Here is a 24,044-nt window from a genome sequence, read left to right as displayed (position 1 = left end):
CGAGGCCGGCCGATCCGGCAGCGCGAGCCTACTTCCCGCAATAATGATCGTTGATGACGTTCGCCGCATTCGCGTCCGGCCCTACCCTGTTGTAGGAGCAGGGTTCGGCGGCCGTCGTGAACAGGTGGTTGTCATAGTAGCGCGGGCCACCGAACAGAATGTCGATGATGTTGCCGTTGGCCGGAACGTAGCGTTCGGGTTGAGCTTGGTGGTGATGCCGGTTTGCCGCGAATGCCGAGGCACCGACGCTGCAGCCTGTTGCGAACGCCAGAGCGAAGATCGCAACGCGTTTTGTCGTCATCGGCAATATCCTCCATTCGGAATCAAACCATACATCCTAAAATCGCCGGCCGGAACAAAGGTTCCTGTCCCGAATGGAGTTACCTAAAGCCGGGCGTCGGCGGGTTTTCTGCCGTTTCCAACTGATACCGGAAATCATGCTTCAACAATGCCGGGCGACCCATGGTCGCCCTTTGCCTTTGGTGCGAAACCGACTATGAAACGGCTTCAAACCAAACCATCTGGATAGCACGCCGGAGCCAGCCATGACCGAAATCCTTCAGACCCCAAAGCTCGTCGTCGTTTTCGGCGGCTCCGGCTTTGTCGGTCGTCATGTCGTGCGGGCGCTGGCCAAGCGCGGCTACCGCATCCGGGTCGCCTGCCGTCGGCCCGATCTCGCCGGCCATTTGCAACCGCTTGGCAATGTCGGGCAGATTCAGCCGGTGCAGGCCAATGTCCGGGTGCGCTGGTCGGTCGACCGCGCCGTGCAAGGCGCCGACCATGTCGTCAATCTGGTGGCGATCGCGCATGAGGCCGGCCGGCAGAAATTTACTGCCGTCCACGAGTTCGGCGCGCGCGCTATTGCCGAAGCGGCGCGCGCCGTCGGCGCCGGCCTCACCCACATTTCGGCTCTGGGAGCGGACCTCCACGCGCAATCGGACTACGCGCGTACCAAGGCGCTCGGCGAAAAGGCCGTTCTTGAGACGGTCCAAGACGCCGTGATCTTGCGGCCATCGATCAATTTCGGGCCGGAGGACGGTTTCTTCAACCGCTTTGCCAACATGGCTCGCTTTTCCCCAGTGCTGCCGCTGATCGGCGGGGGGCAGACGAAATTCCAGCCGGTCTATGTCGGCGACGTCGCCGAAGCGGTGGCGCACTCGGTCGACGGCAAGGTCCAGGGCGGCCGGATCTATGAACTCGGCGGGCCGCAGGTGCTTACCTTCAAGGAATGCATGCAAGAGCTGCTTGTCATCATCGAACGCAAGCGGTTTTTGCTGCCCGTGCCATGGTGGCTGGCGAACCTCCAGGCGTCAATTCTCGGGCTGCTGCCCAATCCGTTGTTGACCAAGGACCAGGTCCTGCTGTTGCGCCAGCACAATGTGGTGTCGGAAGCCGCCGTCAAGGACAACAGGACGCTCGCCGGCCTCGGGATCCAGCCACGGTCGATCGGAACCATTCTGCCCAGCTATCTCTGGCGCTACCGCGCCGCCGGCCAGTTCCAACGCAAGTCCGCCGCATAACACGAACGGACGTGCGGTTGCCTACGAGCCGCGCCGGGTGACCTGCATCGGCAGGCCGCCTTGCGGCTGCGTCGTCAGCTTCTGCACCGGCCAGGGGCGGGTTTCCGCGGTGGCGTCGAAACGGTAGCGCGACAGCATGATCGCCAACGCGATGATCGCCTCCTGCATGGCGAAGCTGGCGCCGATGCAGACGCGGGGGCCGGCGCCGAACGGCAAATACTGGAAACGATCGATCTTTTCGCGGTTTCCCGGATGGAAGCGTTCCGGCATGAAAGCGTCGGGCCGGTCCCACAATTTCCGATGGCGGTGGACGACCCACGGCATCACCAGCACCGCGGCACGTCGCGGTATGTAGAGGCCGTTCCAGGTTTCGGGCTCGATCGGTTCGCGGTTGATCGACGGCGCCGGCGGATAGAGCCTGAGCGCCTCGTCGAAGGCGGCGCGGGTGAGCGGCATGGCGTCGAGCCATTTCGTCGGGTCGGGCTCACGCGCCAGCACGGCATCGATCTCGCGCTCGATCTTTTCGCGCTCCCACGGCGCTTCGGCAAGGCAGTAGAGCGTCCAGCCGAGCGCCCTGGCCGTAGTCTCGTGGCCGGCACCGATAAAGGTGATGATGTTGTCCTCGACCTCGGCCCGGGTCAGCCCGCCCGGTCCCTCCGCTTTCAACAGCAGCGTGAGAAAATCCTGCGGCACCGTGTCCGGATCACGCTTCAACCGCGCCTCGCGCATTTGCACCGTGTCGGTGACGATCTTGCGGAAGTAGGCCATGGTCTTGCGGCCGCGGATGCGGGTCAGACGCGGCAGCCAATCGGGTGCCCGCAAAAGGTCGAGTGGATCGACCCGACCCATGGTCTCGAACAGGCGGTCGATCTCCTTGGCAAAGCTGCCCGGCTCGCCTGAAATCTCACCGGAAAACAGCGTCTCGGCCAGAATGTCAAAGGTAAGCAGCGTCATGTCGTGAGCGATGTCGAACGTACCGCCGCCCTCGTAGCGCGTGACGAACTCCCGCGTGCGCCTCAGCATCGGCTCGGCAAAACCGAAGATATGGCGCGGCGTGAACACCGGCGCCATCGCCTTGCGTGAACGCCTCCACACCTCGCCCTCGGCGGTCAGCAAGCCGTCGCGCAGGATCGGCCGCAGGATCAGCTGGCGAACCGTCGCCATCTTGTAGTTCTTGGCGTTATCGACAAGCACGTGGCGAATGAGACCGGGGTCGTTGGCGATGACCAGCGGCCCGCCGATGCCGGTCACCGAAATCCAGGGCTCGTTGTAGGTCGGCTCGCCCCACAGTTCGAGCGGATTGCGGTAGACGATGCGGATCATCTCCAGCGTCGAGGGCGGCGCGGTGCGCGGCTTCGGCGCCGGCGGGACGAAGGGGACGGGCTGACTGTCCATGACTTGCTCCGCTGACACCTCAATGTAGTGGCGGGCAAGGCAGGCGTCCATGTGAGTGGACGACAAGGTGATGCATCCGCTCTCTGGAATGTGACCGGGGCACCGGAAAGTGCCTGCTTGCTGTGTCGGGCTGCGTGTCTTAGGTGGCAGCACCACAGATGCCACTAACCGGCGGGAGCCTGCCTTGAAGCACCAGTTGAACGTCATCATCGGCAGCACGCGGCCGGGCCGCGCCGGGCCGGTTTTCGCAAATTGGCTGGAGAGCTTTGCGCGCGAGCACGGGAAATTCGAGCCGGTGCTCACCGACATCGCCGCCTTCAACTTGCCGGTGCTGGACGAGCCGCATCATCCGAGACTCGCCAAATACGAAAACAGCCACACGAAAGCGTGGTCGAAGGCAATCGACGCCGCCGACGCATTCGTCTTCGTAGCGCCGGAATACAATTATTTCGCAGCCCCCGCGATCGTCAACGCGGTCGACTACCTGCTCAGGGAATGGCGATACAAGCCGGCCGCCATCCTCAGCTACGGCGGTGTCTCCGGTGGCCTGCGAGCGGCGCAGGCGATCAAACCGCTGCTGACCTCCGTCGGCGTCATGCCGATTCCGGAAGGCGTGGCGCTGCCGATGTACCAGAAGCTGCTCGACGAGACCGGCGCCTTCTTCCCCAGCGAGCAGGTGCTCGGCGGGGCCAGGACCATGCTGGACGAGCTGTTCCGCTGGAGCGAAGCGCTGAAGCCGATGCGGGTCGGCTGACAACGCGAACGGCCCAGCTTGCCGATGCCGTAACTTGCTCATGCCATAAAGAGATGGAATGCTCCGGCAAATGACCGAGCCGGGGCGGTTCGATTTGCGTCTTCTGTTTGCCTTGCTGCTGATCCTCTCGACCGGTTCCGCTGCTGCGGCGGAGCGGCGCGTTGCGCTGGTCATCGCCGAGAACGACTATCGGCTGATCCGGCCGCTCGCCAATCCCGTCAATGACGGTGAGGTCATGGAAACGGTGCTGAGGAAGCTTGGTTTCGAGGTCTTCCTCGAAACCAACCGCGACCTGCGGCGCATGCGCCGGGCGCTCGACGATTTCCGCGAGGATGCCAAAGGCGCCGACGTGGCGCTGGTGTTCTTCTCCGGCCACGGCGTCGAGATAGCCGGCGAGAATCGGCTCCTGCCGGTCGATGCAGACGCGTCGTCGCTCGCTACGCTGGAAAGGACCAGCCTGCCGCTGGAGGAGATCCGCGCGACCGTCGCCGCCACCAGCAAGGTCGGACTGATCGTGCTCGATGCCTGCCGCAGCGATCCGTTTGCGGCTACGGGCGGCGAAGGCCGCGGCGCAACGGCGCTGGTAAAAGAGGTCAGCGACAAGGTCCGGCCGGGTCTTGGCCGCATCGGGCGGGCAGAAAACATCCTGTTTGCCTTCTCGGCGGCGCCCGGCGAGACCGCCGCGGATGGGACGGACCAGAATTCGCCGTTTACCGCGGCGCTGACGAAATACCTCGGCACCGAAGGTCTCGAGATCCGCTCCGTGCTGACGCTCGTGCAGCAGGAGGTCTACGACCTCTCGCGCGGCAAGCAATTGCCCTATGTCGAGAGCGGCCTGCCGCAGCTGTTCTTTGCCGCCTCGGCCAAGGAGAAATTGCCGGAACGCGAACGCCTGTTGCTGGCCATGGCCGAGGTGACGCCCGCGATGCGCGGCGAAGTGGAGAAGATCGCCAGCGACGCCGACATGCCGCTGGCACCGCTCTATGGCGCGTTGATCAGTTCCGATGCCGGCCACCTCTCCGCGGACAGTCTGAACGCCAGGCTGCGTGAGGCAGCCGACGCCTTCGTCAAGGTGCGGAGCGAAATGCAGACGCTTGGCTCCGACGATCTGCGGGTGGCAGCGTTGCGCCGGCAGGCCGAAGAGCAGCTTTCGCTGGGAGCGTTCGATGCCGCGCGTAAAAAGCTCGCCGAGGCAGCCGAGATCGACAATGTCTCGCGCAACGCGCTGAAGGCCAATTTCGTCAGCCGCACGCTCTCCGAGGCCGCAACGCGCTATCTGTTCGGCGGGGCCGCGCGCGCCGACCTCGACTACGCCACAGCCATCAGGGACTATGAATCCGTGCTCGCGCTTTATGGCGAAGCCGGACAGGTTGTGCTGTCGCTCGACGACGCCGACCGCTTGATCCGCACGCTGGACGAGCTCGGCAAGCTCTATACCACGGTCGGCAATATCGATGCGGCTGGCCGTGCCTTCGAGGCGCTGCAAGCCGATCTCGAGCGGCGGTCGCATCATGAAACCGATCCCAACGTGAAGCGCGACTTCGCCGTCAGCCACGTCAAGCTGGGCAACGTGCGGATGGCGCAAGGCAATCTGCCGTCAGCGCTGCAGAATTATGAGACCGCCAAGACCATTCTGCAGGGCCTGACCGAGGCAGAACCGGACGATCTGGAGTGGTTCGGCGACCTCGCCATGGCCGACGACAAGATCGGCAACGTATTGGCGACGCAAGGCGATCTGGCCGGCGCCGCAGAGGTCTACCAGGAAAGCCTGTCCATCAAGAAGCAGCTCGCCGCCGGAGAGCCCGACCGTGCCGAACTGCAGCGCGACCTGACCATCACCTACGATGAGATCGGTCACCTTGCCCATATCGCAGGCCAACTGGAAAACGCACAGGCGGCCTATGAAGAGAGCCTGAAGGTGCGGCTGGCGCTGGCGGCGGACAAACCGGGCGACGCCGACCGGCAGCGTGACGTCTCGGTCAGCCACGATACGATAGGCGACCTGCTGCGCGAACGCGGCGACGCCGCCGGGGCGCTGGCGGCCTACAAGGAAGGTCTGGCGATCGTCAAACAACTGGCGAAACGCGATCCGGACGACACCGAGTTGAAGCGCGACCTGTCGGTCGGCAACGCCAAGATCGGCAATGCGCTGAGCGACCAGCAGAATTGGCCGGCGGCACTTTCGGCTTATCGTGAGGCACTTTCCCAGGCCAGCGCGCTCGCCGCCGGCGACCCGAACAACACCGAATGGCAGCGCGACCTGTCCGTGTGCATCGAGAAAGTCGCCGGCGTCCTGGCGATACAGGGCGACCACAAAGGCGCGCTGAACGCCTATCTGGACAGCTACGCGATTGCGCAGAGGCTGGCCAAGCTCGATCCCGTCAATTCCGACTGGCAGCGGGACTTGTCGATAACGCTGTCCGAAGTCGCCACGCTGCGCCTCAGGCAGCGCGACGTCAGGGGCGCCCGGCAAGCCCTTCAGAACAGCCTGGCCATTCGCGAGAAACTTGCCCGGTCCGATCCGGACAACGCCACCTGGCAGCGCGACCTGGTGGTCGCCTATATCGACTACGCCCAAGTCGCAAAGGACCCGAAGGCTGTGCTTTCCAAGGCGCTCGACATGACGCTCGAGCTCGACCGGAGCGGGCGGTTGGCACCGCGCCACAAGTTCATGATCAAGTTTTTACGTGAGCGGCTGGCCAGGATCGAAGCCAGGCGCCGGTAGCCGGCTCACGCGATGGTCATTCCGTTCCGAAATGCCTGCAAACCTTGGAAAAACCGCCTTTTGCGCCTATATCTACGACATTAGGAATGCGCGATTCGAAGCCGATTTTTCGCGCTCTGCACACGGCATCAATCAGACAGGTTTTCATGAGCGACCAGACCGACATCGCCAACGGCGTTGAAGCCGAATACGGCGCCGATTCCATCAAGGTTTTGAAGGGCTTGGATGCCGTTCGCAAGCGGCCGGGCATGTATATCGGCGATACCGACGACGGCTCGGGCCTGCACCACATGGTCTATGAAGTCGTCGACAACGCCATCGACGAAGCACTGGCCGGCCATGCCGACCTGGTGACGGTGACGCTCAATCCGGACGGATCGGTGACGGTCATCGACAATGGCCGCGGCATTCCGACCGATATCCACACCGGCGAAGGCATTTCAGCGGCCGAAGTGATCATGACGCAGCTGCATGCCGGCGGCAAGTTCGACCAGAACTCCTACAAGGTCTCAGGCGGCCTGCACGGCGTCGGCGTGTCGGTCGTTAACGCCCTGTCGGCCTGGCTGAAACTGAAGATCCGCCGCAACGGCCATATCTACGAGATGAGTTTCACGCATGGCAATGCCGACGCGCCGCTGCGCATCACCGGCAGTTATGAACAAGACAAGGTCCCCGGCACCTATGAAGGGCGCAGCGGCAGCGAAATCACGTTTTTGCCGTCGTCCGAGACTTTCACCATGGTCGAATTCGACTACGGTACGCTGGAGCATCGGCTGCGCGAGCTCGCCTTCCTGAACTCCGGCGTGCGCATCGTTTTGACCGATGCCCGCCATGCCGACATCGTGCGCCATGAACTGCACTACGATGGCGGGCTGGAAGAGTTCGTCCGATATCTCGACCGGACGAAGAAGCCGTTGCTCGACAAGCCGATCTCGATCCGCGCCGAGCGCGACGGCATCACGGTCGAAGTCGCCATGTGGTGGAACGACAGCTACCATGAAAACGTGCTGGCCTTCACCAACAACATCCCGCAACGCGACGGCGGCACGCATCTGGCAGGCTTCCGCGGTGCGCTGACGCGCCAGATAACCGGCTATGGCGACTCCTCGGGCCTGACCAAGAAGGAAAAAGTGGCGCTGATCGGCGATGATTGCCGCGAAGGGCTGACCGCGGTGCTGTCGGTCAAGGTTCCCGACCCGAAATTCTCCTCGCAGACCAAGGACAAGCTGGTGTCGTCCGAGGTCCGCCCGGTGGTCGAAGGGCTTGTCAACGAAGCGCTCGGCACCTGGCTCGAGGAGCACCCGACCGAGGGCAAGGCGGTCATCGAGAAGGTCATCCAGGCCGCTGCCGCGCGGGAAGCCGCGCGCAAGGCACGCGACATCACCCGCAAGAGTTCGCTCGGCGTCACCTCGCTGCCCGGCAAGCTGGCCGATTGCCAGGAGCGCGATCCGGCGAAATCCGAGATCTTTATCGTCGAAGGCGACAGCGCCGGCGGCTCGGCCAAGGGCGGCCGTTCGCGCCAGAACCAGGCCATTCTTCCGCTGCGCGGCAAGATCCTCAATGTCGAGCGCGCCCGCTTCGACCGCATGCTCGGCTCCGACATGATCGGCACGCTGATCACCGCGCTCGGCACCTCGATCGGCAAGGACGAGTTCAACGCCGACAAGCTGCGCTACCACAAGATCATCCTGATGACCGACGCCGATGTCGACGGCGCCCACATCCGCACCTTGCTGCTGACCTTCTTCTTCCGCCAGATGCCGGAACTGATCGAACGCGGTCATCTCTACATCGCGCAGCCGCCGCTCTACAAGGTGACGCGCGGGAAGAGCTCGCAATACATCAAGGACGAAGCCGCCTTCGAGGAATTCCTGATCGGCTCCGGGCTGGAAGAAGCGTCGCTTGCGCTCAGCACAGGCGAGGTGCGGGCCGGGCAGGACCTGCGCAGTGCCATCGACGACGCCTTGGCTGTCCGCCAGCTCATCAACGGATTGCACACGCGCTATGACAGAGGCGTGGTCGAGCAGGCAGCGATTGCCGGCGCGCTCAACCCGGAGATATTCACCGACCTCCGCCGCGCCAACGAGACGGCCGAGCGTGTTGCCCGTCGTCTCGACATTATCGCCGAGGACACCGAGCGCGGCTGGATCGGCCGCATGTCGACCTCGAACGAGGGCATTGGCGGCTATGTCTTCGAGCGAACGGTGCGCAGCGTCAAGGAGTTCGCGCATCTCGACCTGGCGCTGATCAATTCCGCCGACGCACGCCAGCTCGACCGCTATGCGCCGCGCCTGGCGGAAATCTACGGCGAGCCGCCGGTGCTGCGCCGCAAGGATGTCTCGGAAACCATTTCGGGGCCGCTGGCACTGCTCAATGCCGTGTTTGCCACCGGCCGCAAGGGCCTGACCATGCAGCGCTACAAGGGCCTTGGCGAAATGAACGCCGAGCAGCTCTGGGAAACGACGCTCGACCCGAATGTGCGCTCGCTGTTACAGGTCAAGGTCAATGACGCGACTGATGCGGACAGCTTGTTTTCACGGCTGATGGGCGACGAGGTCGAGCCAAGGCGCGAATTCATCCAGGAAAACGCGCTGTCGGTTGCCAATCTGGACATCTGAGCCGCCATCCAGATACCCAGCCAGCAGGCTGAAGTGTATTGGTGCGCCTTGGCGCACCAATACGACTGCTGCAACGCAACAAAGATCACCAGGACCGCCGGAACGGAAAGGCTTTCAAGGCATTGTAGTTGATCACAATCGCCGCAGGAGGCATCCATGGGACGTGGCATTTTGCTCTGGCTTCTCGGAGTCCCAATTCCGATCATTATTCTGATCATGCTGTTCGCACGGTAGGGAGGCTTCGATGCAGTCCACCGTAACAGCTGTCGACGTTTCCGCCCCGACGGAATCCGCTTCCACTGCTGTCAGTTGGGGGCCAATCGTCGCCGGCGCCTTTGCTGCGTCAACGCTTACCTTCATCTTGATGCTGCTCGGCTCCGGGCTTGGGCTGAGCATGGTGTCGCCATGGTCCGGCTCGGGTGCGTCAGTCACGACTTTCGCCGTTTCCACCGCCGTCTGGCTGATCGTCGTGCAGTGGCTGTCGTCGGCCCTGGGCGGCTACCTCGCCGGACGCCTGCGCACCAAATGGGTCGGCATCCACACCGATGAAGTCTTCTTCCGCGATACCGCTCACGGCTTCCTGGCCTGGGCGCTGGCGACGCTGCTCGTCGCCGGCGTGCTCGGCACGGCGCTTTCGGCCGCGATAGGTACCGGTGTCCAGGCTGCTTCGACTGTGGCATCGGGCGCGGCAATTGGCGCTTCGGCAGGTGCTGCTGCAAACGCGGGTAGCGCCTCGACAGACAACGCCACATCGTATTTCGTCGATACGCTGTTCCGCCCGGCCGATCCGGCAAGGCTCGCTGCCGCCAATCCGGAGAGCGACGCTGCGGCAACGGCGCAGGCATCGCGCATTCTAGTCGCGAGTGCCGCAGCAGGCGAAATATCGGCCGACGACAAGACCTATCTGTCGCGGCTGGTGGCCGCCCGCACAGGCCTGTCCGAAGCGGATGCCACCGCTCGCGTCGATGCGGTAATCGCCAGAGCGCAGGACGCCAAGGTCAAGGCCCAGCAGGCGGCCGACACCGCCAGAAAGGCAGGCGCCACCTTCTCGCTGATTGGCGCGCTGTCGCTGGTCGTCGGGGCCTTCATTGCCAGCGCGGCTGCAGCACTTGGCGGCAGGCAGCGCGACGACGAGGAAGCGATTTTCCTGACCAATCGTTGATCGGTGACTAAGCGAACTCGGTCCGCTTCGGGAAGATTGCGTCCGAAGGGGACCTTGCTTTGAACTGCCGCCGCGGCATTGTCGTGCGCTGCTCGCCGCCTACAGCTCAGCTTCCAGTTTGCGGCCGAGATCGACCGCATCGCGCAGCACGGCAAGGTGCGAGCGCGGTTGTACGCCGGCCGGCGCGTTGACCTCGACGCCGCTCGCCGTCAGCGACCAGTAGAGCCTGTGCGTGAAGACGCGGCCGCCCGAGCCGCGCAGCTCGACCTGGATGTTTTCCACGCCGGGACCAAAATTTTCCGTCATCCGCCCTGAAATCGGGTCGCCGGTCAGCCAGCCATTGCCCCTGTCGAAAATATTGGTCCAGCGCGTCGCGGCAAACACCGCGCCATGATGCACCGCCCGCTGCGGCTTGCCGGAATGGCTGCGCCCTTCCTGGTAGAGCATGGTCCCGCCCGCCGCCCTGTCGGCGATCGGCGGGCATGCCGAAAACAGGCGCTCGGCGATGCCGCGCCTGAATTCGGCGAGGTTGTAGGTCACCAGAAACTCGCTGTGGGTCAGCGGACTGCCGAGCGTGACGAAATCGCTGATCTTCCACGGCAGCGGATGATCGGCGTCGCCGACGCGAAGCTGCCGGTAGAGCTCCCATTGGCTGCGCCGGAATGCGGGGAGGTCATCGAGGCTGTCGGGCCAAGCGGAGGCATCGGCGGCCAGCGTCGCCTTGTCGACGACGTGGATCGCCTTCAGCCTCGCTTTGTCGCGAATGGCTTCCAACTTTCTAGGCCTGAAATCGGCCCACAATATCTGCAACAGATCATAGGCGATGATCGACCCGAGGCTGTGCGAGACCAGCACGATGCGGTCATAGGCATCGTCCATCATGAGACGCTTCAGCAGCTTGAGGCCACGCTCGCGGACCAGCGCCCGCTTCTCGACCGTTGCCGCTTCGGCCCGCACATAGGCGGCAACGTCGCCGAAATAAGGCAAGCCAAACTGGTCCACCGACCAGATGACGAACGACGCCAGAACCGTGACAAGCACACCGGTCGTCCAGGAGATGTAGCCTTGCCAGGTCGACGTTGCGAGCGCCAGCGCCGCGCCAAGGACGACGATGGTGGCCAAAAGCGTGACGACATAGAGTTTGAGCACATCGCGCGGAATATCGGCCGGCTTGCGCCAGAGCAGGGTCGTCACCCAGGCAGCAAGGCGGCTTCGGGTCGTGCCCTGGGTGATATCGGCCCAGTAAAGCTCGTAGAAATCGGTGCGGCGGCCATCGACATCATAGGGCGTGGTGATCCGGCGGAGTTCGTGCGAATTGGTCCGGCTGTCGGGCGTGATCCAGCTCTGGTTGATCTTCGCACCCATCGGGTCGGCCGGATCGGGGACATGGGCATAGAACGGTGCACGGGCCGGATCGTGGCTCCATACGGCCTGGACAAACTCCCTCAACGTGTCCATGGGCCGCTGCTCGCCCATGCCGTGCACGACCACTACCGCCTGGCTGCGCTTGCGTGGCGCCTTCTCTGCTGCGGTCAGATCGGCGGCCGGCGATGCAGCAGAACCAGGGTCGGGCACCAGCACCTCCACGATGACGCCGTTAGCAAGACGACGGGTCGGCATCGTAGCTTCAGAACCGGGAACAGCCAAGAAAAAGCCCGGCGCGGAGCCGGGCTGTATTCGACGATCGGCAGTGAGTTGGCAGCGACGCCGTTTCAGTGATCCATCGCTTTGACGATCTCCTCGGTCATCTTCTTGGCGTCGCCGAGCAGCATCATGGTGCCGTCCTTGTAGAACAGCGTGTTGTCGATGCCGGCATAGCCGGAGCCGAGCGAGCGCTTGACGAACAGGCAAGTGCGCGCCTTGTCGACGTCGAGGATTGGCATGCCGTAGATAGGTGAGGACTTGTCGTCACGAGCCGAGGGATTGGTGACGTCATTGGCCCCGATGACATAGGCGACGTCGGCCTGCGCGAACTCAGAGTTGATGTCCTCCAGCTCGAACACTTCGTCATAAGGCACGTTGGCTTCGGCCAAGAGCACGTTCATGTGGCCGGGCATGCGGCCGGCAACCGGGTGGATGGCGTATTTGACGTCGACGTCGTTGGCCTTGAGCTTGTCGGCCATCTCGCGCAGGGCGTGCTGCGCCTGGGCGACGGCCATGCCGTAGCCCGGCACGATGATGACCTTTTGAGCATTCATCATCAGATAGGCGGCATCCTCGGCCGAGCCCTGCTTGACCGTGCGCTCGATGCCGTCGTTGGCAATGGCTGATGTCTCGCCGCCGAAGCCGCCGAGGATGACCGAGATGAAGCTCCGGTTCATGCCTTTGCACATGATGTAAGACAGGATGGCGCCCGACGAGCCGACCAGCGCGCCGGTGATGATCAGCGCCAGATTGCCGAGCGTGAAGCCCAGGGCGGCCGCGGCCCAGCCCGAATAGGAATTCAGCATCGACACGACCACCGGCATATCGGCGCCACCGATCGGGATGATGAGAAGCACACCCAGCACCAGCGAGGCGGCAACGATCAGCCAGAACACCACCTTGGACTCGGCGGTGACGAGCAGCACGATCAGCACGATCAGCGCAATGCCCAGGGCCGCGTTGATGAAGTGGCGGCCACCGATCATGATCGGCTTGCCCGACATGCGGCCGTCGAGCTTCAAAAAGGCGATGACCGAGCCGGTGAAGGTGATGGCACCTATGGCAACGCCGAGGCTCATCTCGATCAGTGCCTGGGCATGAATATCGGCGACGGTGCCGATGCCGAAGCTTTCCGGTGCATAGATGGCGGCGGCCGCCACCATGACCGCTGCAAGACCGACCAGCGAGTGGAAGGCGGCGACCAGCTGCGGCATCGAGGTCATGGCAATGCGCCGTGCCGTGACCGCACCGGCCGAGCCGCCTATCAGCAGCCCGAGCACTATGAGGCCGAAGCGCCCGGCCGAAGGGGTCGCCAGCGCCAGCGTCGTGGCGATGGCGATGCCCATGCCGATCATGCCGTACATGTTGCCCTGGCGGCTGGTGGTCGGATGCGACAGGCCGCGCAATGCCAGGATGAACAGGATGCCGGAGACCAGATAGAGAAAGGAGGCGAAGTTGGCGTTCATAGCGGCCTACTTTTCCTTCTTCTTGTACATGGCCAGCATGCGCTGGGTGACGAGGAAGCCGCCGAAGATGTTGACCGATACCAGCATCAGCGCAACGAGGCCGAAGCCGGTGGCAAGCCCTGAGGCCGAGATGCCGACGGCCAGCAGCGCGCCGACGACGATGACCGAGGAAATGGCGTTGGTGACCGCCATCAGCGGCGTGTGCAGTGCCGGCGTGACGGACCACACGACGTAGTAGCCGACGAAGATCGCCAGGACAAAGATGGCGAAGCGAAAGACGAAGGGATCGATGGCACCGCCGGACAGCGCGTGAGCGGCGTCACCCGCCGCCTCGGTGCCGGGCGCGGCCGCCAGGTTCTGCACCGCGAGCCGCACGGCAGCTGTCGCCTGGTCGAGCTGGTCGAGGGCTTTCTGCAGAGTCTGATCCATCACGCGATCCCTCCGGTGGTCTTGGGCTTCCTCGAAGCGGCCGTTTTCTTCGCAGCCGGCTTCGCCGAAGCCTCGGCAACCATCGTCCTGGCCGGAATGGCCGGTGGCTCGACATATTGGCCCTTTGGCGGCTCCTGCTCAGCCTTTGCGAAAGCCGGATGCACGATCTTGCCAGCATCGGTCAGCATCGTTGCCTTGACCAGTTCGTCGTCGTGGTTGATGGCAAGCGTCTTCGCCGCCTTGTCGACCAGCGTCTCGAGGAAGGCATAGAGGTTCCTGGCATAGAGAAGCGAGGCGGAGGCGGCGACGCGACCGGGAACGTTGAGATGGCCGACGATCTTTACCCCGTTGGCCGTGGTCACCACCTTGCCGGCTTCGGCGCCCTCGACATTGCCGCCGCGCTCGACCGCGAGGTCGACGATCACCGAGCCGGGTTTCATCGAGGCGACCATTGCTGCCGAGACCAGCTTCGGCGCCGGACGGCCGGGGATCAGCGCCGTGGTGATGACGATGTCCTGCTTGGCGATGTGCTCGGCGGTCAGCGCCGCCTGCTTGGCCTGGTACCCCTTCGACATTTCCTTGGCGTAGCCGCCGGCCGTCTCGGCCGCCTTGAACTCCTCGTCCTCGACGGCCAGGAATTTTGCGCCGAGCGAGGCGACCTGCTCCTTGGCGGCCGGGCGCACGTCGGTGGCGGTGACCACGGCGCCGAGGCGGCGCGCGGTGGCGATGGCCTGCAGACCGGCGACGCCGACGCCCATGACGAACGCCTTCGCTGCCGGTACCGTGCCGGCCGCCGTCATCATCATCGGTAACGCCCGGTCATATTCGGCAGCGGCATCGATCACCGCCTGATAGCCGGCGAGGTTGGCCTGGCTGGATAGAACGTCCATCGACTGGGCGCGGGTGATGCGCGGCATGAACTCCATGGAGAAGGCAGTAACACCGGCCTTGGCAAGGGCAGCGACGGCAGCGTCGTTGCCGTAGGGATCCATGATCGCGATGACAGCGGCGCCGGACTTGTAGCCCTTCAGCTCGGCGTCCATGGGGCGGCGCACCTTCAGCACGACATCGGCCCTGGCTGCATCGCCGGCCTTGCCGATCGCGGCGCCCACCCGGGCGAACTCCTCGTCGGGAATGCGCGACGCAGTGCCGGCGCCGGTTTCGACAATCACGTCGAAACCCAGTGCCGCCAGCCGCTTCACCGTGTCGGGCGAGGCCGCGACGCGCGGCTCGTTCGCGTCAAGCTCACGAGGGATGAAAACCGTCTGTCCCACCGCATGATCCTTTCGGCCGGAACCCGTTACCCAAGACGCCGGCCGGCCCCCGGCGGCGCCCTCGACAAAGGTTGGAGGAGTTATCGGAGAATAAAGGCGCCGACGGCCAGGATCAGAACGAACAGGATAGTCCCCGAGAAGAAGCCGCCCACAAAGAAGCCGAACGCCATGGCCAGAAGCACGGCGGCGCAAAATAGCGACCCATATTTGGCCAGCATCACAAAGCCGGCATAGGTGCGGTCGTGCTCGGCATAGTCCATCTTCGCGCCCAGTTCGACAGGACCGGTCGGCGTGTGTTCAGCCATAGGAATACCCCTTCGAAGACATCTTTCAGGCACATAGCGAAAAGCCGCGTTAAGGGCAATGGCACTATTGCCGCATCGCCGCAGCCAACTGTCTCAAGCGAAACTGGAAATCGCTGCGCGAAGCGCGGCGATACCTACCACAATGGATGGCAGGTCCGCTATTGCCGATGTCGTTAGCCGGCGAGATGCGGGAACAGACCGAGCAGGCCGACAACGATCAGATAAAGGGCGACGATATAATTGAGCAGCCGCGGCATCACCAGGATCAGCACGCCTGCAATCAGCGAGATAAGCGGGGTAAGGGCGAGCGTGGAAATGGTCATATCGGTTCCTTTGATCGGATCGCTATCGAAGCGATGCTTGGCGGATGCCGGCCATGCCGACCTACCACCAGCACCCTTGCCCAGAACGCCGAAGCGACCGGAAGGCTCCATGGGCTCGTTCAGGCGGCTTCGCGAAAATACTTGGCGGTGGGCAGGATGGTCAGCGGGGCGAGTTCGCCGGCACCGGGCGTATCGAACAACATGCGCTGCTCCATTGGCGTCGAACGGAAGAACGGAAAGCGAGCGTAGGTTTCATTCTTGATCGCCAGGACATCGGCTTGATAAAGCAGCGCGAAACAGTTGATCACGCCGGCATAGGGCCGCGCATCGCCAATCGGTCGCGCCCGATAGATGCGCTTGTAGAAAGCCGCATGGTCCTCGCGGATCATGGATATGCAATAAGGCGCGCCGAAATGGAAGCAAGCCATGCCCGCAAGGCGCAGCGTCAGATACGGGATCTGCGGGTAAAGCCGTGACCATTCGGCGTCCACGGCAAAACGGCTCGGGTCGATAAAGACTTCGCCGGCCGCCAGACGCGGCATCAACAAGTCCTTGTAGACGCTGAGCGCTGGTGATGTGGCGTTATCAGCAGACACGTTATGCAGGCGCATTGTGCTGACCAGCCGCCCCTCGATGTAGATTCCGAACGTATGGCAATTGGGCAGTTCGTCAAACTCGTCATGGACCTGACGGGACGCATTCTCGGGCACCAGATCGTTCATCCGATAGGAATTGTAGCGCAGCCTGTAAATGCTTTCGAAGTCCTCGCCGCTTTCACAGCGTCGGTACTCCGTCCGGTCAAGCAGCGCATAAACATGTTGCGCGAAGCTGGACATGGTCTCGGACGCATCTTTCCCACCAGCGCCCGCCGCATGGCCGAGCGAACTCAACTGGGCACACATGAACTCTATTCCCCGCGATTACCGCCACCAGCCGACACTACGGACGGGTCATGAGATGTAAAGATGAAAATAAGTAGGATCTCGTTTACCGCTCGTTAAGGTTAATAATTAATAAAATTATACTAAAATACGCGGTTTTTCAGCGCGAAGTCAGCGCCGCGGCGCCTTCCTTGCCGTCTGGATGTCCTTGGCGAAGGGCCAGACGGTGCTCGACATCGTCTCGATGCCGGACGCGCTGAGTGCCGACCCGAACAGAAAGCCCTGGACCAGGTCCGGCTTGACCTGCAATGCCAGGATCTTGAGCTGTTCGAAGGTCTCGACACCTTCGACGGTAACCGAAAGTCCCAGCGGCCGTGACAGGTTGACGATGCCCTTGAGCAATTCGAGCGACCGGCTGTTCTGAGTGACATCCATCAGGAACGAGCGGTCGATCTTGATTTTGTCGAGCGGCAGTTTGTGGAGATAGCTGAGGCTCGAATACCCGGTACCGAAATCGTCGAGCGCAATGCGCACGCCGAGCCGCTTCAACTCCTCGATATATTGGCGTGTCAGCGACTTGTCGTCGAGCAGCGCCGTCTCGGTGACTTCGATCTCCAGACGTCCGGCGGAGAGACCGGATTCAGCCAGCGCGTCGCGAACCTTCTGGATGACATCACGGTTGCGGAAATCCTTGGCCGAGAGATTGACCGACACGCTGGTCTGGGCCGGCCATTTGGCGCATTCCGTGCAGGCCGCATGCAGGACGAAGGTGCTGATGTCGGAAATAATCCCCATTTCCTCCGCCAGCGGAATAAAGATACCGGGGGAAATCGGCCCGAGATCGGGATGATCCCAGCGGCACAGCGCTTCGCAACTGGCGATACGCATCGTGCTCATCGCCACGATCGGCTGATAGACCACCCGCAATTCGTTGTTTTCCACGGCGCTGCGCAGGTCCGCCTTCATCAGCTGACGGCTGCGGAAGGCAGCATCCATGGAGGCCTCGAACAGCCGCCAACCGTTCTTGCCAAGCTCCTTGGCCTTGTAGAGTGCAAGGTCGGCTTTGACGATCATGGCGTCAACGTCGGTATCCTTGACCCGCGACAGCACCGCGCCGCCGCTGGCCTGGATGCGTAATCCGTGGCCGGCGACATCGACCTCGCCCTGTAGATTGACAAAGATCTCATCAACCTGGCCGGTCAAGTGGCTTTCATCCTCGATGCGCTCGAAGAAGATCATGAACTCGTCGCCGCCGAAGCGGCTGACGGTGATGCCTGGCCCAGCGACTGCCGCCAGCCGCTCGGCAACGGCGTAGATCAATCCGTCGCCGACCGGATGGCCGAGCGTGTCGTTGACGCTCTTGAAATCATCGAGATCGAGCACCACCAGCCCGCAGAGACGCTCGGGATCCCCTGAGGCCATGGCTTCCACCACCAACTCGTGGAAGTAGGCGCGGTTGGGCAGGCCGGTGAGACTGTCGTAGCGCGCCATGAAGCGGATCTTGTCTTCCGCCTCGACCCGAGCGGTCACATCCTCGAAAGTGACGACGCCCAGTTCCTGGCTGCCTTCGCGCGCCGAAAATTCATAGTGCTGGCCGTTGGTGAGCGAGACCAGGACCTTGCGGTCGCGGCCCTCGCGCAACGCACGCGTCAGCTGGGCTTCGATGTAACGGCAATCTTTCGGCGCCAGCATGCCGCCTGCAGCGCCGCGCATCAGCAGACCGTGGATCGAGCGGCCTAGCAGCGCATCGGCCGATTTGAGCGACATCAGGTGCGCGGCTTCGGCATTGGCCACCGCCACCCGGCCGTCGGGACCAAGCATGACAAGGCCATGCGACATGGTGTTGAGCGCGCGGTTGAAACGCTGCGCGATGCGGTTCGCCTTCTTTTCCTCCGACAGGGCGGTAAACAGGACTTCGCGGACGATGTCGGCGAACCGCTTGATCGCAAACAGAAAAGGGGCCGACATCAGACCGAGGATGATGTGGTAGATATCGCCGCGCAGGATAAAGCCAAGCGATATGGGCCATGTGGTGGTTATGATAAAAATCATGACCATGCGCGGCGACCCATAATTGCGGCCGGCAATCGACGTGACCGATGCCAGAGTGACGCAGACAGAGGCTATTTCGGCATAGTTGTCGTGGCTGTCATTTGCCAGATAGATACTGACGAAACAGAACGCGCCAAGCATGAAACCATGCATCGAACCGAAAATTATGTAATCGTTTTCGCGATCATGGGCTTCTTCCCACGTCGTCGGGGAAGGAAGTCGCCCGTATTTTCGGATGTTGCGAAGGCGCAGGGTACCGACAATGATGAGCCCAGCGGCAACTAGAAGATACGCCAAGTCCATGGTCTTCCAATAGACCAGAATGACGAGGAGTGTCTGCGCAACAAGGCCGATCGACAGCGTGAACCCGTCGCGAAACAGCGTTTCCACGAACGGAATGTAAACGTCGACCGGAATCTCGTTTTTTCGTCTCAGATTCACGCCTGGATCCCAACCCTGGGGAACCCAGCAGTGTCACATTGGCCTTAAGAAAGGTTTAGAGCAGCGGTTCGGGCTCTATTGGCATTCATTGGTGACGCAGCGGAAGCAGGGAAACTACAGTTCAGGTAAACAAGGCGTATCACGGCGCTGAATTATTCGGCGGCTTGAAGTTGCGGCCGCAGCGGCGCCGTCGAGAGGCGGTCGAGCAGACGCTGGCGTTCGCCGGCGGCTTTTTCGGCACTGGCCTGCTTGACGTGGCCAAAGCCGCGGATGAGCGCCGGCACCGAGACAAGCGCGGCGGCGGCCTCGATCTTGCCCGGCGCCAGCGCGCCGGCGACAAGCTCCAGGTCGGCTTCATAGAGGGCAAGAAGCTGCCGCTCCATACGCCTCTCGGCGCTGTAGCCGAACAGGTCGAAAGCGGTACCGCGCAGCCCCTTCACCGCCGCCAGCAGGCGGAACCCGTTCATCATCCACGGACCAAAGCTCGACTTCTTCGGCTTGCCGTCACTGCCGCGCCTGCCCATGATCGGCGGTGCGAGATGGAATTCAAGCTTGCCGTAGCTCTGGAACTGCTTTGCGAGCTCTGCGGCAAAGGAGCCGTCCGTATAAAGCCGCGCCACCTCGTATTCGTCCTTGATCGCCATCAGCTTGAACAGGTTCTTTGCGGCAGCCTCGGTCACCACGGTCGACCCGGGCACAGCATTGGTTTCGGCCTTGCGCAGCGCCGCCAGTCTGTCGGCATAGCGCTTGCCATAGGCGGCGTTCTGATAGGCGGTCAGGAAGGCGACGCGGCGAGCAATGATATCGTCCAGCGTCTCGGCAATGGCGGCATGCTGCGTGGCCTTGCCCGGCTGGGCGAGAAGGCTGCGGACGAAATCCGGCTGGTGGGCGGCGCGGCGGCCCCAGCGAAATGCCGCGACATTCATCGCTACCGCCTCGCCGTTGAGCTCGATCGCCTTCTCGACCGCCTCCGCCGACAGCGGCAAGCCGCCATGCTGGAAGGCGAATCCGAGCATGAACATGTTGGCACCAAGCGAGCTGCCGAACAGCGCAGTGGCGGTGCGGGTAGCGTCGAAGAAATGCGTCCTGTCGTCGCCCGCGGCCGTTCTTATCGCTTTCTTCAGCCGCTCGACGGGCAGCGAGAAATCGGCCGAACGGGCGAACTCGCCCGGCATGATCTCGGCAGTGTTGGCGAGGAAGATGGTATGGCCTTCGCACACCGCGGCCAACACCTTCTTGGCACCCGAAACGACGAGATCGCAGCCGAGCACGAGATCGGCCTTGCCGGCCGATACCCGAATGGCGTGGATGTCGTCCGGCGTGCGGGCGATGCGGACATGGGTGAACACCGAGCCGCCCTTCTGGGCGAGGCCGGCCATGTCGATCATGCCGCAGCCCTTGCCTTCCAGGTGCGCGGCCATGCCGAGCACCGCGCCTATTGTGACGACGCCGGTGCCGCCGACACCGTCGATGATCGCCGCCCAGCCTTGTTCACCGAGCGTAAATTGCGCCGGCGCCGGCACCCCCGCGAGCGGGTCGGCCGCGCCGGCTATGCCTTCGGCTTTCCTGATTTTGGCGCCATGAACGGTGACGAAGGAGGGGCAGAAGCCGTTGGCGCAAGAGAAGTCCTTGTTGCAACTCGACTGGTCGATCTTGCGCTTGCGGCCGAATTCGGTCTCGACCGGCTGGATCGAGACGCAATTCGACTGCACGCCGCAATCGCCGCAGCCTTCGCAGACCAGTTCGTTGATGAAGATACGCTTGTCCGGATCGGGGAACGTGCCGCGCTTGCGGCGGCGACGCTTCTCGGCGGCGCAGGTCTGGTCGTAGAGCAGCACCGAGACGCCTTTGACCGAACGCAACTCGCGCTGGACGAGATCGAGGTCGTCGCGGTGATGGATGGTGGCGCCGGCGGGAAATTCCACCTTGCCGGTATATTTGTCCGGCTCGTCAGTGACGATGGCGATGCGCTCCACGCCCTCGGCGCGCACCTGTCTTGCGATCATGTCCACCGTCAGGCCGCCCTCGTGCGGCTGCCCGCCGGTCATCGCGACGGCGTCATTGTAGAGGATCTTGTAGGTGATGTTGGCGTCGGTCGACAGCGCGAAGCGGATCGCCAGCACACCCGAGTGGTTGTAAGTGCCATCGCCCAGATTCTGGAAGATGTGCTCGCGCTTCGAGAACGGCGCCTGGCCGACCCACTGCGCGCCCTCGCCGCCCATGGCGGTGAAGCCGACGGTGTTGCGGTCCATCCACAGCGCCATGAAATGACAGCCGATTCCGGCGGCGGCGAGCGAGCCGTCCGGCACCTTGGTCGAGGAATTGTGTGGGCAGCCGGAGCAGAAGAAGGGCGTGCGCGAGGCGATGTCTGACGTGTCGGCCAGCATCGCCTGGAACTGGCGCAACTTCGCCACCCGCGCGGCGATTTCTTCCGACGGGCCGATCGTTCGCAAAATCCTCTCGCCGAGCGCGATGGCAATATCGTTGGGGTCGAGCGCGCCCTTGGCCGGGAACAGCCAGTCGCCGCGCTCGTCCTTCTTGCCGACGATGACCGGCTGCGTCGCGGTGCCGTAAAGGTTCTCGCGCAGTTGCACCTCGATCAGCGAGCGTTTCTCCTCGACGACGACGATGGTATCGAGGCCGCGAGCAAAGTCGGCGATGTGTTGCAGGTCGAGCGGCCACGGGCAACCGACCTTGAACAGCCTGATACCGATACGACTGGCGGCCGCTTCGTCGACGCCGATATCCTCCAGCGCCTGGCGAACATCGAGATAACTCTTGCCGATGGTGACGATGCCAAGCTTGGCGCTGGTGCCGCCCGAATAGACGATCCGATTCAGCCCATTGGCGTGGATGAACGCAGAAGCGGCGGCGCGCTTGTATTCATGCAACCGCTCCTCCTGGCCGAGCATGTCGATCTCGTTACGGATGTTGAGGCCGCCGGGCGGCATGTCGAAGTCCGGAATGACGATATCTAGCCGGTCAAGCGCGGCATCGACCGAGGCTGTCGATTCGATGTTGTCCTTGACGCATTTGATCGCCGCCCAGGTGCCGGCAAAACGCGACATGGCAAAGCCGTAAAGGCCGTAGTCGATGATCTCCTGGACGCCGGCCGGATTAAGGATCGGCACCATGGTGTCGACGAACAGGAACTCGGTGGCATGCGCGTTGGTCGAGGATTCGGCCATGTGGTCGTCGCCCATCAGAGCCAGCACGCCGCCATGTTTCGACGACCCGGCGAGATTGGCGTGGCGGAACACGTCGCCGGAGCGGTCGACGCCCGGACCCTTGCCGTACCAGACCGAAAAAACGCCGTCATGGGTACCCTCGCCCAGCAATTCGGCCTGCTGCGAGCCCCAGCAGGCGGTGGCGGCGAGCTCCTCGTTGAGACCGGGCTGGAAGACGATGTCCGACTGCGCGAGCTGGTTCCTGGCCTTCCACAGCTGCATGTCGAGGCCGCCGAGCGGCGAGCCGCGATAGCCGGAGACGAAACCGGCGGTGTTCAGGCCAGCCCGGCGGTCGCGCTCGCGCTGCATCAGAAGCATGCGGATGACTGCCTGGGCACCCGACAGGAAGATGCCCTCCTTTGCCAGGTCGAACTTGTCGTCGAGCGCGACATTGTGCAGCGTCATCAGGCATTTCCTGTGCGGAGGCCGCGCCTGGAGGTGCGCGGCCAACGTCGGAGTCGAGTGCCCACAGTCTTTCTTCCCTTGCCGGGGAGGTCAAACAAAATCGAAGGTGCCAGGCGGTCCGCAACAAACGATCCGTGCGCGGCCGTGTGGCGCCACGAAACGCCTGTCGGGGAGGATGGCCGAGCATGAAAAATTCCGGCGGCGGTCAGTGCCGCTGGTGATGCATCATGCAGCCTTTGGGCAACTGGGCTTCGGTTCACCGGGCAGCTTGCCGTCGACATGGCCGGCCAAGTCCTTGTTGAGCTCGTAGACTGGCCCGACCACCAGAGGCCGGTCGGGCAGGACCGACTGGTCGAGCGAGGACGTCAGAGTGGTCGCGAAACTCTGCAGCAACTTGCCGCTGGAATCCTCGATGCGGATCGACACCGCATAGGGCTTGTCCTTGACAACGCAGGTAAGCGGCGGGCTGGTGAGCGTCACATGCGGCAGCTTCGGCCATATTTTCTGGGTGACGATGATCGGATCACCACCGGCCGGGTTCTGGAAGGAGACCACAGCGACCTGCCCCTCACCCACCGGCCGCAGCGGATTGAGGGTGATGACATAGGTGGCGATACCCAGCCGGTAGTTGAACTCGAACAGCTTCCCGGAAATGGCGAACAGCTGGTCCTTGCCGGAATCACGGCAGGCGCCGAGCGCGGCCGCCGCGAATAACGCCGCGACGACAATCATTGCGCGTGAGAATCTTCTAGACATTGGTGACCTCCCTGGCCGCGGTCCGGCGGCGATAGTGTCGGTTTGCCTTCTGGCGGTTGCCGCACACCGCCATGTCGCACCAGAGGCGGCTGGAATTGCGGCTTTTGTCGACAAACAGCCAGCTGCAGTTCGGACATATCCGCAGCCTGGCGATGGTGTCGCTACGCAGCAGCGACAGCGCCGAGACCGCAAGCGCGGCCTCGAAGGCAATCGGCGTCGCCGGATCACCGAACGGTTTTCCAGGCGTGCCGATTTCGGTGCGGCTATGAGCGAGGCCATCGGCGCAGGCTTCCAAGAATTTCGGCATATCGCCGGTCGCGATCGCACCTTTCGATACCGCGCCGCGAAACAGCCGATCGGTCGTCTCCCGGATCGACAGCACCACCGGGGCGATCTTTTCAGGCGCCGGCGCTACGAGCCGCCTGCCGCCGAGCTCGGCGGCGCGAAAGGCACTCGCGGCTTCGGCAAAGCGGGCGATCTCGGCCGGATCGTCGAAACGGTCGAAAGTTTTCTCCGGATCGTTCCGCAAAACGACGGTGTTCGCCGTATCGAGCGCCAGCATGCCACCGGTAAAGCGGTGCGGAGTCCAGGATACTGTCATATGGCGAATCTAACTGATAACTCGCGTTTGACAAGTTAGATTCCGGGTGCAACGCTCGTCACTGAG

At 63.1% G+C, this 24,044-nt stretch carries 18 protein-coding genes; 5 read left to right on the top strand and 13 right to left on the bottom strand.

Going from position 1 to position 24,044, the window contains the following annotated elements; genetic code table 11:
- Positions 1–28: 28 nt before the first annotated feature.
- Positions 29–301, bottom strand: a complete 273-nt coding sequence (locus NKJ20_RS18270; protein WP_352453682.1) for a hypothetical protein — start codon at positions 299–301, stop codon at positions 29–31.
- Between the two features lie 244 nt (positions 302–545).
- Here NKJ20_RS18270 and NKJ20_RS18265 point away from each other — a divergent pair, with 244 nt between their 5' ends.
- Positions 546–1,520: a complex I NDUFA9 subunit family protein gene (locus NKJ20_RS18265; protein WP_352453681.1), complete on the top strand. Its 975-nt coding sequence runs from the start codon at positions 546–548 to the stop codon at positions 1,518–1,520.
- A gap of 21 nt (positions 1,521–1,541) precedes the next feature.
- Here NKJ20_RS18265 and NKJ20_RS18260 read toward each other — a convergent pair whose 3' ends face one another.
- On the bottom strand, positions 1,542–2,915 hold the full coding sequence (locus NKJ20_RS18260) for a cytochrome P450 (RefSeq protein ID WP_352453680.1): 1,374 nt from the start codon (positions 2,913–2,915) through the stop codon (positions 1,542–1,544).
- Positions 2,916–3,099: 184 nt separating this feature from the next.
- Here NKJ20_RS18260 and NKJ20_RS18255 point away from each other — a divergent pair, with 184 nt between their 5' ends.
- From NKJ20_RS18255 to NKJ20_RS18240, 4 genes are all read left to right on the top strand, one after another.
- The gene (locus NKJ20_RS18255) at positions 3,100–3,669 is read left to right on the top strand and encodes an NADPH-dependent FMN reductase (protein WP_352453679.1); all 570 of its coding nucleotides are present in this window, start codon (positions 3,100–3,102) and stop codon (positions 3,667–3,669) included.
- A gap of 70 nt (positions 3,670–3,739) precedes the next feature.
- A complete protein-coding gene (locus NKJ20_RS18250) occupies positions 3,740–6,394 on the top strand; it encodes a caspase family protein (RefSeq protein ID WP_352745857.1) in 2,655 nt (884 codons plus the stop codon).
- A 146-nt stretch (positions 6,395–6,540) separates the two neighbouring features.
- On the top strand, positions 6,541–9,012 hold the full coding sequence (gyrB, locus tag NKJ20_RS18245) for a DNA topoisomerase (ATP-hydrolyzing) subunit B (protein ID WP_352745855.1): 2,472 nt from the start codon (positions 6,541–6,543) through the stop codon (positions 9,010–9,012).
- A 244-nt stretch (positions 9,013–9,256) separates the two neighbouring features.
- A complete protein-coding gene (locus NKJ20_RS18240; RefSeq protein ID WP_352745852.1) occupies positions 9,257–10,174 on the top strand; it encodes a hypothetical protein in 918 nt (305 codons plus the stop codon).
- Between the two features lie 99 nt (positions 10,175–10,273).
- On the opposite strand, the gene NKJ20_RS18235 is transcribed toward NKJ20_RS18240, so the two are convergent.
- From NKJ20_RS18235 to NKJ20_RS18185, 11 genes are all read right to left on the bottom strand, one after another.
- On the bottom strand, positions 10,274–11,794 hold the full coding sequence (locus NKJ20_RS18235; RefSeq protein ID WP_352745850.1) for a hypothetical protein: 1,521 nt from the start codon (positions 11,792–11,794) through the stop codon (positions 10,274–10,276).
- Between the two features lie 92 nt (positions 11,795–11,886).
- Positions 11,887–13,284, bottom strand: a complete 1,398-nt coding sequence (locus NKJ20_RS18230) for an NAD(P)(+) transhydrogenase (Re/Si-specific) subunit beta (RefSeq protein WP_352745849.1) — start codon at positions 13,282–13,284, stop codon at positions 11,887–11,889.
- Positions 13,285–13,290: 6 nt separating this feature from the next.
- Positions 13,291–13,713 (bottom strand): NAD(P) transhydrogenase subunit alpha part 2, encoded by a 423-nt coding sequence (locus NKJ20_RS18225; protein ID WP_502894805.1) that lies wholly within the window; start codon positions 13,711–13,713, stop codon positions 13,291–13,293.
- Positions 13,713–14,987 carry a Re/Si-specific NAD(P)(+) transhydrogenase subunit alpha gene (locus NKJ20_RS18220; RefSeq protein ID WP_352745846.1) on the bottom strand — a complete coding sequence of 425 codons (1,275 nt, stop codon included), beginning with the start codon at positions 14,985–14,987 and terminating at the stop codon, positions 13,713–13,715. The genes NKJ20_RS18225 and NKJ20_RS18220 overlap by 1 nt, the downstream gene beginning before the upstream one ends.
- Before the next feature lie 80 nt (positions 14,988–15,067).
- Positions 15,068–15,292: an aa3-type cytochrome c oxidase subunit IV gene (locus NKJ20_RS18215; RefSeq protein ID WP_352522521.1), complete on the bottom strand. Its 225-nt coding sequence runs from the start codon at positions 15,290–15,292 to the stop codon at positions 15,068–15,070.
- Positions 15,293–15,465: 173 nt separating this feature from the next.
- Positions 15,466–15,615, bottom strand: coding sequence for a DUF3096 domain-containing protein (locus NKJ20_RS18210; protein WP_013528205.1), 150 nt, complete (start codon positions 15,613–15,615; stop codon positions 15,466–15,468).
- A gap of 119 nt (positions 15,616–15,734) precedes the next feature.
- Positions 15,735–16,517, bottom strand: a complete 783-nt coding sequence (locus NKJ20_RS18205) for an N-acyl amino acid synthase FeeM domain-containing protein (RefSeq protein WP_352745843.1) — start codon at positions 16,515–16,517, stop codon at positions 15,735–15,737.
- 150 nt (positions 16,518–16,667) lie between these two features.
- Positions 16,668–18,989, bottom strand: coding sequence for a putative bifunctional diguanylate cyclase/phosphodiesterase (locus NKJ20_RS18200; RefSeq protein WP_352452207.1), 2,322 nt, complete (start codon positions 18,987–18,989; stop codon positions 16,668–16,670).
- A 152-nt stretch (positions 18,990–19,141) separates the two neighbouring features.
- Complete coding sequence (locus NKJ20_RS18195) at positions 19,142–22,621, bottom strand: indolepyruvate ferredoxin oxidoreductase family protein (protein ID WP_352745840.1); 3,480 nt, start codon at positions 22,619–22,621, stop codon at positions 19,142–19,144.
- Positions 22,622–22,846: 225 nt separating this feature from the next.
- Complete coding sequence (locus tag NKJ20_RS18190) at positions 22,847–23,377, bottom strand: hypothetical protein (RefSeq protein ID WP_352452209.1); 531 nt, start codon at positions 23,375–23,377, stop codon at positions 22,847–22,849.
- Positions 23,370–23,978 (bottom strand): CGNR zinc finger domain-containing protein, encoded by a 609-nt coding sequence (locus NKJ20_RS18185; RefSeq protein ID WP_352469881.1) that lies wholly within the window; start codon positions 23,976–23,978, stop codon positions 23,370–23,372. The genes NKJ20_RS18190 and NKJ20_RS18185 overlap by 8 nt, the downstream gene beginning before the upstream one ends.
- Positions 23,979–24,044 lie beyond the last annotated feature (66 nt).

The sequence above is a fragment of the Mesorhizobium sp. M0185 genome, from assembly GCF_040322175.1.
In the GTDB taxonomy this organism is placed as follows: Bacteria; Pseudomonadota; Alphaproteobacteria; order Rhizobiales; family Rhizobiaceae; genus Mesorhizobium.
This window is presented reverse-complemented; position numbering and strand designations above follow the sequence as displayed.

Bases quoted from the DNA above. Each gene is read 5' to 3' on its own strand.
- NKJ20_RS18225 (WP_502894805.1), bottom strand. From the start codon at position 13,713: ATGGATCAGACTCTGCAGAAAGCCCTCGACCAGCTCGACCAGGCGACA.
- NKJ20_RS18205 (WP_352745843.1), bottom strand. From the start codon at position 16,517: ATGTGTGCCCAGTTGAGTTCGCTCGGCCATGCGGCGGGCGCTGGTGGG.
- NKJ20_RS18270 (WP_352453682.1), bottom strand. From the start codon at position 301: ATGACGACAAAACGCGTTGCGATCTTCGCTCTGGCGTTCGCAACAGGC.
- NKJ20_RS18190 (WP_352452209.1), bottom strand. From the start codon at position 23,377: ATGTCTAGAAGATTCTCACGCGCAATGATTGTCGTCGCGGCGTTATTC.
- NKJ20_RS18260 (WP_352453680.1), bottom strand. From the start codon at position 2,915: ATGGACAGTCAGCCCGTCCCCTTCGTCCCGCCGGCGCCGAAGCCGCGC.
- NKJ20_RS18235 (WP_352745850.1), bottom strand. From the start codon at position 11,794: ATGCCGACCCGTCGTCTTGCTAACGGCGTCATCGTGGAGGTGCTGGTG.
- NKJ20_RS18250 (WP_352745857.1), top strand. From the start codon at position 3,740: ATGACCGAGCCGGGGCGGTTCGATTTGCGTCTTCTGTTTGCCTTGCTG.
- NKJ20_RS18230 (WP_352745849.1), bottom strand. From the start codon at position 13,284: ATGAACGCCAACTTCGCCTCCTTTCTCTATCTGGTCTCCGGCATCCTG.
- NKJ20_RS18240 (WP_352745852.1), top strand. From the start codon at position 9,257: ATGCAGTCCACCGTAACAGCTGTCGACGTTTCCGCCCCGACGGAATCC.
- NKJ20_RS18265 (WP_352453681.1), top strand. From the start codon at position 546: ATGACCGAAATCCTTCAGACCCCAAAGCTCGTCGTCGTTTTCGGCGGC.
- gyrB (WP_352745855.1), top strand. From the start codon at position 6,541: ATGAGCGACCAGACCGACATCGCCAACGGCGTTGAAGCCGAATACGGC.
- NKJ20_RS18195 (WP_352745840.1), bottom strand. From the start codon at position 22,621: ATGACGCTGCACAATGTCGCGCTCGACGACAAGTTCGACCTGGCAAAG.
- NKJ20_RS18215 (WP_352522521.1), bottom strand. From the start codon at position 15,292: ATGGCTGAACACACGCCGACCGGTCCTGTCGAACTGGGCGCGAAGATG.
- NKJ20_RS18185 (WP_352469881.1), bottom strand. From the start codon at position 23,978: ATGACAGTATCCTGGACTCCGCACCGCTTTACCGGTGGCATGCTGGCG.
- NKJ20_RS18210 (WP_013528205.1), bottom strand. From the start codon at position 15,615: ATGACCATTTCCACGCTCGCCCTTACCCCGCTTATCTCGCTGATTGCA.